The organism is Fulvivirga aurantia (assembly GCF_009711475.1).
In the GTDB taxonomy this organism is placed as follows: domain Bacteria; phylum Bacteroidota; class Bacteroidia; order Cytophagales; family Cyclobacteriaceae; genus Fulvivirga; species Fulvivirga aurantia.
In genome coordinates this window covers 1-10,206 of sequence record NZ_SMMD01000838.1, presented here as the reverse complement: position 1 = coordinate 10,206, position 10,206 = coordinate 1, and the positions used below count along the sequence as shown (strand labels likewise).

The following is a 10,206-nucleotide window of genomic DNA, read 5'->3' as shown; positions in this document are numbered from 1 at the left end:
CAGAATCCTCTAAGAGTTTTGGGATCGTTTTTGGAATAGGTATTAAATCCCACACTTGATCAAATACAGTTTTGATCGATTTGTTGGCTTTGAGAGTGGTGGCCCCGTATGAGTCTATGGCTGCTGAAATTATTTTGGCTGAGTTGGTTATCATCATTGAAGCATGTATGTCTTCCTTGTTTTGTGTAGCATCACCTTCTTTATCATCAGTTTGGTTTGCTAGTATCTTTTTAACTGCCGCAAGAGCTGTAGCAAATGCGTTGTCAATCATTGCTTCTACAACTTTTGGGTCGTTAATCTGTACATCACTCCAGCGTGTCCCCTCAGTAGCTAGTTTTTTTGCATCTGCATACTCTAGAGATACATTGCCAATTTGAGCTGATTTATAATCTATCAAAAGTGTTTGATATTGTGAGATAAACTCGGCAAGGCCATCAAAACCCATATCATAGAATCTTGGAATATTACTTCCTCCTTCTGTCCAGAATTCGTTCGGCAGATCAATTGTACTCTCTTTTGATGATTCAGTGTCATATAATGCCTTAATGAGCTCTAATATATCTTCCTGAGATGGAGTGGCGTCCTTATAGTGGTAGGCTTCTGTATAATCTCCAGCGTATACATTATATCTAACGCTTCCACTTCCACAACCAACCGCTGCAAAAAAGGGCGCTAAATATTTTATAACAGATCTGTCGTCATCTAGTGTGGCCAAAAGCTTTTTCCAATCAGCAGCTTTACCTTTGTATATAAACCTTGTAGTGTATGAAGTGCCAAAGATGGTCCAATCGCGTGATTGTCCCCAGCCTAGTACTTGCATATAAGGATGATCCGGTTCCGGATCTTTAACCTTCTTATCTCCCTCATCATTCGTTTCTTCTGGCTTTTGTTCCAATGCTAAAGGTGTAGTCTCTCTAGCCGGACTCTTTGGGCTAATAACTTCAATGTCTTTATCATCATGTTCTGGATCCACAGCGCGATTCATTCTGTCTCTCTGTGCGCTATTCCTCATTCGTTTATCTGGATGGCGGGCGACTTCCTGGTTTTGCTTTTCTTTACTTTGTTTCAAGATGGTAAAATGATATGGTTGATATAACTAAAGTATAGCATCGAGATATAAATCCAATAATAATTCAAAATTTTCATTTCATTATATATTCATTTGATCTTGAGGTTTGAAAATGATTTTGTTTAATAATCTGATTTTAAGAGAGTTGCAATTTTCTCCACATGAGAAATTAGATTTTAAGAAAATTAACTTGAGTTATAGCCACTAGTTTTAGTAAACTTACGGCCATGGATAAAAACACCTTGTTGCGACAAGACATAATTTGGCTACGTAAAATTATCGATTTACGAGTCGCTCAGCTGTCTGGTAAAGAAGGGTTAGATAAAGAGCCAACCGTACCCCAAATCATACCGGCTGATAAAAGTCGCTATGCTGAAACAGTTCAAAAACTCGAGCTCAACCCGGCAGAAAGACTGTTTTTAGTTTTGGCAATTGTGCCTTACGTTGCATCAGAATATTTAGATCCTCTTTGCTTAAAGAATACCCAGACCAATACCCTATTTACAGAAGTAGGAGGTTCCTTTGCTGATTCATCTAGTGGTTTCATACCGACAGGAGAAACAGCCATATTTTTAGTGGCGGGTAATGATCTTTCTACGAGATTAGACATACAGGAATTACTCAGACCAAATCAAAAACTTTTAGCAAATGGTCTGCTTAAGATAGGTAATACGCAACATGGCGTTCCTCCTATGACGGGTAGGCTTATACCATCGGAGGAGTGTTTGCACAGCTTTCTTTACGAAAAAAATTTTAGACCGGACTATACCAGGGAGTTTCCGGCTAAGCTATTGGAAACACAGCAGCGTTGGGAAGACTTGGTGTTGGAGTACGATACACATGAAGCGCTTGAAGAAATGGAAGCCTGGCTGGCTCATGGTAATCAGCTTGGTGAATTTCCTGAGATAGCCAAAAAATTTAAGCGCGGTTATAGGGTATTATTTTATGGCCCACCGGGCACCGGTAAAACTTTAACCGCCTCCCTGATGGGAAAAAAATACGATCGGAAAGTTTACCATATAGATTTATCTATGCTGGTATCTAAATATATAGGAGAAACCGAAAAGAACCTCAAAAGCCTTTTTGACACCGCTGAAAATAAGAATTGGATATTATTTTTCGATGAAGCGGATGCTATTTTTGGTAAGAGAACACAAACACAATCTTCTAATGATCGATATGCCAATCAGGAGGTGTCCTATTTATTGCAGCGAGTAGAAGACTATCCCGGGTTAATAGTCCTAGCTTCAAATCTAAAAGCTAATATGGATAAAGCTTTTTTAAGGAGGTTTCAATCAATGATTTATTTTCCTATGCCCGGCCCGGAAGAAAGATATTTGTTATGGCAAAAGGCATTTGCTCATCACCTCGTGCTTGACGAGAATATTAATCTGCGAGACATCGCCAAAAATTATGAATTATCGGGTGCTGCTATAGGTAATGTGCTGAGATACTGCACATTAATGTCTCTTAAAAATCAATCTAATAAAGTGCTACAAAATGATCTTCTCACTGCCATTCAACGGGAACTCAGTAAAGAAGGTAAAGTGTTATAGGTCTGTAATTGTTGTAAACCAATAATTGATATTTTTATTCTAGTATAAAAAGTCGCCTTATAAATAATTCCAATTTAGAATGAGTTATAAACCTTTTCGTTTATTTTCACAGATTCAATACAAAACCAATTAACTCGTAATGAAAGGAAAGCTTCAATCCATCTCCTTGATTTTAATTGCCACCTTATCTACTCTAGTTTTTTCGTGCGAAACAGAAGAAAAACTATCGCCTGAAAGAGACAGTCTGTTTAAGAAATTTTATGGTACCGCTTTCGATGAGAGTGCTCGCGATCTGGCCATATTAGAAAATGGCGATATCCTCTTACTCGGCACCACATCTTCTTTGGGCAATGGCGGCCAGGATATTTATTTAGTTAAGACCGATGCATACGGAGATTATCAGTGGGAAAAAACTTTTGGAGGTGCGCTCAATGATGGCGGCTCATCTATAACACTGGATAGTGAAGGGAATATTCTTATCACAGGATTTGTGACGGAGGCCAACGGCAACAAAGATTATGCTTTGCTCAAGGTCGATCAGGAAGGAAATCTACTGGATAGCCTTACAGTGGGTAGAAAAAACTTTAGCGAAGAGGGTGAGCGCACTGTGATAACTCAGGATGGTGGGTTTGTAATTGGTGGAAATGTGCTGAGAGGTAACGATGTAGTTGATAATTATTTCTATAAAATCAGCGCCAGTGGAGACAGCTTGTGGACTGTTTCAGTAAACTTTTTAGAAGGGCTTGGCGCACTTAGCAGCCTGGTAGAAACAAGCGCTGGAGAAATCCTTTGGAGTAGCACTACCAACACAGGGGGTGGTTCAGATTCAAATATTGTAATTGGTCTTATAGAAAAAGACGGACAATCTAACCAGCTTGCCTTTTATGGTGAAAATAACGGTATCAATGAAATTGGCAATGACCTTACATCTACAGCCGCTGGTTGGGTGATCAGTGGTTCGGCCAAAGCCAATGGTGGTAATTCTGACTTATTATTACTTGGAATAAATACAACAGGCAGGCTTAAAGTGAGCTGGGATCAGGTATTTGGTACTGAGCTTAGTGAAGAGGCAAGAGGAGTGGCGCTTAGCACTAATGGTACCATGATTATAGCCGGAGTACAAGAGGTTGGTGCCGATAACAACGATATTTTACTGTGTGAAGCAACTTTTAATGGAGATATTCGATGGTCTAAAGTTTTTGGAGGTAACGGTGACGACCGTGGCAGTCAGGTGGCTATAGTAGACGGTGATATATTGGTTATGGGTACTTCAGAGATTGAAAACAATGATGTGTTAACCCTCATCAAAACAAATAGTAAAGGAGAATTTAGTTCTACAAATAAGCAAGAGTAATTATGCTGGCACCCGCCTCAAAGGTTGCAGAAAAGTCAAGAGCACAAGTCAATCAACCGGTAGATCACATCAAAGAGCAAGAGCTGGAATTGGAACTTCTGGCTTTAAGTATCAAATCATTCAAATCCGCTGAAGAGTGGGTTTCAAAAGTTATTACACAGCGCCTTTCTGAGATTGAAGAAAAAGCCAATAGCATACCTTTTCAGGAAATAGCCGATAAGCCGACCTGGCAAAACAACAGTGCCTGGCAAATACTGGAAGAAGATTTATCATTGACTGAGGCTGAAAGTTTCTTGATTTCGCTTGTGTTTATTTCGCAATTTCAGCCTTCCTCACTGATGCCGCTTTGGGCCAATGAACAATTGATTTACTGGGCAGGGGGTAGAAAAGAAAAAGAGCAGGTAAGTATCGTGCCCACATTAAGAACTGTACTTTTTCTGCTATCTGGCTTAAACGCTACAAAAAGAGCTTTTTATTACGATCAACTTGTCAGTAGTCGTTTATTTAAAGAGCAAATTTTCATCACTCAACTCGGGAGTATGGATAGCCTCGAAAATCAAATGATCAAACTAAGTGATGAGTATTACCGCTGGTTGATGAATGGCAAAAAGGTTTCAATAGGTGTAAGTGCTGATTTTCCTGCAGTTTTATTAGAAACCAATCAAAAGTTTGAAGACCTGGTTCACAAGCAAAGTGTTTTAGATCAGCTAGAGTCCCTGACAGATTTTGTGCAAAGTCAGCAAACATTATACGATCACGATGATTTTGCCAGAAAGGTAAAGCCTGGTTATGTATCGATGCTTTACGGACCTCCTGGTACCGGTAAAACCATGACTGTGGCAGTTTTAGGCAGGAAGTTGGGGTTAGATGTATATGCCGTTGATCTCTCGAGGGTAGTTTCTAAATATATTGGCGAGACAGAAAAGAATCTTGAAAAGATATTTGACCGACTCGAAGGAAAGCGTTGTATTCTATTTTTTGATGAAGCAGATGCGCTTTTCGGTAAACGAACTGAGGTAAAAGATGCTCGTGATCGTTATGCCAACCAGGAAGTGGCTTACCTACTGCAGAAAATCGAGCGATTTCCGGGGCTTGTAATTTTGGCGAGTAATTATAACCAAAACTTAGACAATGCCTTTAAAAGAAGGATTTTGACTTCAATTTTTATTCCACCTCCTGCTGAGAATGAGAGGGAAATATTATGGAAAAAGGCCTTGCCAGACAATTTTAAATATGAAACTGATCAGTTGCCTATTGATCTGGCCAATAGTTATCAGCTTACGGGAGCCAATATTTCTAACATCATAAAGCTGGCGTGTCTTAAAGCCACCAGAGACAAAACAAACTTACTTACTAAATCTACAGTGGCACCTTTTATAAAACTCGAACAGAATAAAGAAAAGGGTTTATAGCAAGTATTTATGGCTTCAGAAATAGCATATGCAGACCCTATAGAGCAGCTCAAAGACAAAGCTGAGCTTTTGGGTGAGCGATATTCAGCTATGGAAGCCCTTTCGGCTGAAGAAAGAAAGAAACTAAAAAATTTGGCTAAGGAGTCTGCATCAATGGCTCAGTCAAACCTGGAGGATCTTTCTATTTCTGAAATCATCGATACACTTGGACCTTTGGCAGGAGCCAGATCGAAAGCCAGAGAGGCTCATACACAGGCCAAGAATCTTGTAAAGAAAAATAAACAAAAGGCAGAAAGGTCCATTAACCACCTAAAGGAAGCTAAGCGAAAATTTACCAAACCAAACCTGAAAAAAGCGGCCACAGCTACTGCTAAAAAAGCTTTTAATGAAAAAGTAAAAGAAATTAAAAGTAGCCAACTGGCGGATCAGGGCCTCGATAAGCTTGCCAGGCAGTATTATAGGGGTTTGAAGATAGCTTTTTTGTCAACTACACGTTCGCGTAGAGAAAAGGCCTGGGTGTCTTCTAAGTTCAAGCGATTTGAGATTAAGCTTAGAGATAATAGAGTAAAATACGGTTCCAGTCAGTTTGTAGACTTGCTCATGGAGCAGTTTCCTCAAATTAAATGGGAGATGGCCATAGATCCGGGGCAACTTGTTGAAGATGTTGCTGATAAGGCAACTCAAGCTGCAGAGTCGCTTATCGGACCAGAAACTCAGGCGTTAGCAGAGCCAATTAAGGACAAGGTTGAAAAAGTCGGCTCTATAATTAAAGAGAAAGAATCGCCAGAGAAAGAGCAAAAGACCAGAGAGCATAAAGCAAAAGAAGAGCAAGATACTGAGCGCATTAAGAAAGAGCCAACTCCTAAGAAAAAGGCCAAAATTGAAGGAGCTGATGAAGTGCTCAAATTATTCCTGAAAAGGAAACCAACGAAAATGTTGGATGATGCTGCTCAACTGGGTGAGGGAGTCAAAGATGGTTTAAATGCAGAAAAAGAGAAACTTGAGGAGAAACTACCGGAAGTTAAGGCTCCTACCGGACTCATGCCTGGCGACCAGCAGCTACCGGATAAGGCAAAGACTAAGATTGAGGAAAATTTAGAATTTATACCTAAGAAAAGTGACCTGAAAGAAAAGATAGATGATAATCTATCAGTTGAGAAAGCCGCTGAAGAGGTACTCAAGGAAACCCCCGGAGATATTACAGATTTCCCGGACTCACTACCTAAAGTAGACGTAAGTTTAGACTCAGTGCCTAAAATTCCTCTTGAGGGTGAGCGAGATCCTAAATTAGTTGGAAAATTTAAGGCTGAAGCTGACGAGAAAATAGCTCAGGAAAAAGCCAAGGCTAATAAAACGATATTTTCAAGAAAGGGCCTTGGCAGAATCTTGCCTAAGTTTGATGGGAAAATACTAAAACCACCAGCAGTTCAGGGTGCTATAGATGGTATTAAGAATCTGAAAGTCGATTTGCCAAAAGATCGCTTGTCTGAAGTAGAGGAGCAGTTTGATTTACAGTCACAACAACAGGTGCAGCAGCAAATCGCTGAGCAGGAAGCTAAATTAGATTCGGCCAAAGAACAGTTAGAAACTAATTCAGACAGTTCAAAAGCTGATTTTGATGAACAGTTTGAAATCGAGGTTAATAATACAGCTGAATTACAAAAGCAATCTCAAGAATCAGCAAAAGCAGAAACAGCTGCTTTACAGAGCAAGTGGAAGGAAGAAAATGAGCAGGCGGTAGAGCAATACCAGCAAAAGAGTGACGAAGCGCGGAAAGAAACGCTGGGTAAGGTCGACAATCAAATAAAAGCGACTGACAAACAGGTAGAGAAGAAGCTCTCAGAAGCTCAGGTTGAAACAGAAAAAGCTACTGCAAAAGCCAATGAAGAAGCTGCCAAACAAAAGCAGCAAGTGAAAGAAGATAAGAGCTGGTGGGACAAGGCTACTGATTTTGTTGGAGGTGTTTTTGATAAGCTCAAAACAGCCGTCAATAATATATTTGAAGGGCTTAAGAGCCTGGTAAACAAAATTGTCGAGGCAGCTAAAACAGCAGTAACAGCACTCATTGATGTAGCGAAAAACTTAATCACTGGCTTCATTCAGACTTTTGGCAGCCTTCTCAAAGGGCTGGCCAATATGCTATTTGCAGCTTTCCCAGGTATTGCAGAGAAGTTTGAATCACTTATAGACAAGGCAATAAATAAAGCAATTGAAGCGGTAGACCGTCTGGCAGAGGGTCTAAAAACAGTGGTTAATACCTTGTTAGATACGCTGGGCTCATTAATTAATGCTTGTCTGGATGCTTACAAAGCAGCACTCAATGCGATTTTAGATGTCGTTAATTTTATAATTGACGGCCTGATTAAAATATTTAAGGGTATCACCAATCTGGTTTCCTCTGCCAAAATATCTCCGGAGTTTTTCTTTGGCCAAATGTCAGAAGAGCTCTTAGGTCAGGATGTGACCAAGCCATTGCCTAATGAGCGCCCAGCTGTAGCGCTCGCAGATTTGAATACTCAGGCAACCTCTGTATTGCCCGCTCAGGATGCCGCTGTTTTAGAAAAAGATACCTACCAACCTTCAGAAGTTGAGGCAGATCAGGTTGTAGAAGGTGCCTCACTTGAGCCTGAGCTCATGAGCCAGGTGGCAGCGATGGGCGATGGTGCTTCGATTGAATTTGGGGCCTCCGAAGATGACGAGCACGGCATGGATGCAGTAAAGCGAGATGCTATAGAGACCGAAACTACGCCTGAGTCATCAAATGCTACATCACCAGATCAGGCGCCTTCTTCAGATAATTTGAAGGATGATGGCTTAGTCGGTCCTTTTCAAACACCGACAGAGCGTGCCGGTTACCTGATAAAAACCATGAAAGATGGTGTGGTAAAGTGGTTTAGTGAGAACAAGGTTGCCATTATAGCTGGAATTGTAGCGGGTATCGCAGGAGTGATATTGGCTAATATACTCACGGGCGGAGCCATTATGGCTGCTTTACCGCTGCTCTTGCAGATCATCGGAGCATACTTTGCAGCCGAGGGAATATATCAAACCGCTAAGCATTTCGGAGGATTTTTAGGATCCGCCTGGCCTGGCAATTTAGTTGAAGGAGCGACTAAACTGGCAAGAGGTCTTGCAGTACTCACCATTGAATTGGTATTTGCTTTACTTTTTGGCGGTAAAGCTGCCATGAAAGGAGCAAAAACAGCTGTTAAAACTGTGGGTGAACAAGGGGTGAGAGGTGCTGCTAAAACCGGGGTAAAAGCCGCGACATCTAGTGCTAAGAAATCAGTAAAAGAAACTGCAAAGGCGGCTAGAGACCTTACAAAAGTGAGCAAAAGTGGGGCAAAAGCCGTGGCCAAAAATGGTAAAGTAGCCATGAAAGGTGTGCGCAAAGGCTTTGCCAAAGGAGCAAAAACCTTTGATGATCTTGGCAAGCGATTGTCTAAGCAGCTGCGCTTTAAGAAATTTAAGCTAAGTGTGCAAAAGCGCAGGTTTAAGCTGGAAGGTGAGGTGAACCCGTGGGTGCTATTGGCTAGTGGGAAGATAGAGAAGGTGATAACTAAAAAAAGTGATCGCGTTGGGTCTCATGGAACATTTAAACGAGCTGATGGAAAAGGAGAGGTAGAAGGGTATTTGGTCGGTAGGCGAAATAATCCAACCAAGAGTCGTTATGTTCAAAGTCTGGAAGAAATGGATAAGAATACGCGCCTTAAAGAGTTAGATGAGCTTGAACTGAAAGGGAAACAGCACATTGACGGATATGACTCTTTTGATTATGATAAGGCAATTAAAGAACTTGGTCAGGCTCCTGCCGATGCTATCAAAAACAGAGGAAGGCTAACCTCAGCCTTAGGAAAATCACCGGGTCCAAATTATAATGCTCATCACATTATTCCTGTTGAATTAATACCAAAAAGTGAAGCTTTGCTAATCGCTATTGAGAATGGGTTTGACTTTAATAATAAAATCAACGGCAAGTGGCTTAAAAGATATAGTGGGCAAACTAGAAAAAATAAACTTGGGGATATAATTGCTGATGCCAATGGTACGCATGCGTCACATCCAAAATATTCAATGAAGGTAGAAATTGCTCTTGGTAAAATTGACATAAGCCAAGATCCAACACGTGTTATAGGTGAGGTTAAAGCGGTTATCTCCGATTTTGATAAATTAATTGATGATAATCCAACTACTCTATTAAACTTACTTTAAGTATGAACTATTATGAAGTACATAGAGAATCTGATATGAAAATATCAGGCAGCTTATCGCAAATTGATGAAGCTGTAAGACTGCTTCCGAGAAAAGAAAGAAGTGTGTATTTAACATTAAATCGTAGAGAGTGGCCCGACCCTATGCCTGATTTAGATATTTTTAAACTCCACAAAAATGCTAAGCTGACAGATGTTTTGAGTAGCACATTTACATCTGGTGCTGTCGGGCTTGTGGTTAATCAAAAAGTAAAAGATATTATAAATAGGTGCGAGGTTGAGTCTACAAAAGTATTTCCGACACGAATTTTTTCATATGATGAGCAAAATGAATACAACTATTTTCTTTTTTATATTTTAGAAAGTAGAGATGTTGTTGATTTTCCTAACTCTCAATATTATAGGACTAACTATTTAGGTGATAAACGATACAAGAAAGTTAACCCTAAATCTGTAGAGGAGTTTTATGAGCTTTATTCAAATGGTGATGAGGGTATAGTGTCACCTGCTACTATTAAATTATTCAAAACTCCCGATTTATTTCGCCTACCGTGGGGTGTCAGTCCCTTAATTTCCGAAAACCTCAAAAATCAACTTGAAGAAG

6 protein-coding genes are annotated in these 10,206 nt (G+C 40.3%); 5 read left to right on the top strand and 1 reads right to left on the bottom strand.

The genetic code is table 11. From position 1 onward, the window contains the following. On the bottom strand, positions 1 to 1,069 hold a 1,069-nt coding region (locus tag E1176_RS12275), incomplete at its 3' end, for a hypothetical protein (RefSeq protein WP_155210929.1). Between the two features lie 227 nt (positions 1,070 to 1,296). Here E1176_RS12275 and E1176_RS12270 point away from each other — a divergent pair. The 5 genes from E1176_RS12270 to E1176_RS12250 form a co-directional block, all read left to right on the top strand. Then, positions 1,297 to 2,625: an ATP-binding protein gene (locus E1176_RS12270; RefSeq protein ID WP_155210928.1), complete on the top strand. Its 1,329-nt coding sequence runs from the start codon at positions 1,297 to 1,299 to the stop codon at positions 2,623 to 2,625. Between the two features lie 139 nt (positions 2,626 to 2,764). Then, positions 2,765 to 3,979, top strand: coding sequence for a hypothetical protein (locus E1176_RS12265; protein ID WP_155210927.1), 1,215 nt, complete (start codon positions 2,765 to 2,767; stop codon positions 3,977 to 3,979). Between the two features lie 2 nt (positions 3,980 to 3,981). After that, positions 3,982 to 5,391, top strand: a complete 1,410-nt coding sequence (locus E1176_RS12260) for an ATP-binding protein (RefSeq protein ID WP_155210926.1) — start codon at positions 3,982 to 3,984, stop codon at positions 5,389 to 5,391. A gap of 9 nt (positions 5,392 to 5,400) precedes the next feature. Next, positions 5,401 to 9,603: an AHH domain-containing protein gene (locus E1176_RS12255; RefSeq protein WP_155210925.1), complete on the top strand. Its 4,203-nt coding sequence runs from the start codon at positions 5,401 to 5,403 to the stop codon at positions 9,601 to 9,603. Between the two features lie 2 nt (positions 9,604 to 9,605). After that, on the top strand, positions 9,606 to 10,206 hold a 601-nt coding region (locus E1176_RS12250; protein WP_222933141.1), incomplete at its 3' end, for an imm11 family protein.

Excerpts from the sequence above, each read along its gene's own strand:
- E1176_RS12270 (WP_155210928.1), top strand. The coding sequence starts at position 1,297 with ATGGATAAAAACACCTTGTTGCGACAAGACATAATTTGGCTACGTAAA.
- E1176_RS12265 (WP_155210927.1), top strand. The coding sequence starts at position 2,765 with ATGAAAGGAAAGCTTCAATCCATCTCCTTGATTTTAATTGCCACCTTA.
- E1176_RS12260 (WP_155210926.1), top strand. The coding sequence starts at position 3,982 with ATGCTGGCACCCGCCTCAAAGGTTGCAGAAAAGTCAAGAGCACAAGTC.
- E1176_RS12255 (WP_155210925.1), top strand. The coding sequence starts at position 5,401 with ATGGCTTCAGAAATAGCATATGCAGACCCTATAGAGCAGCTCAAAGAC.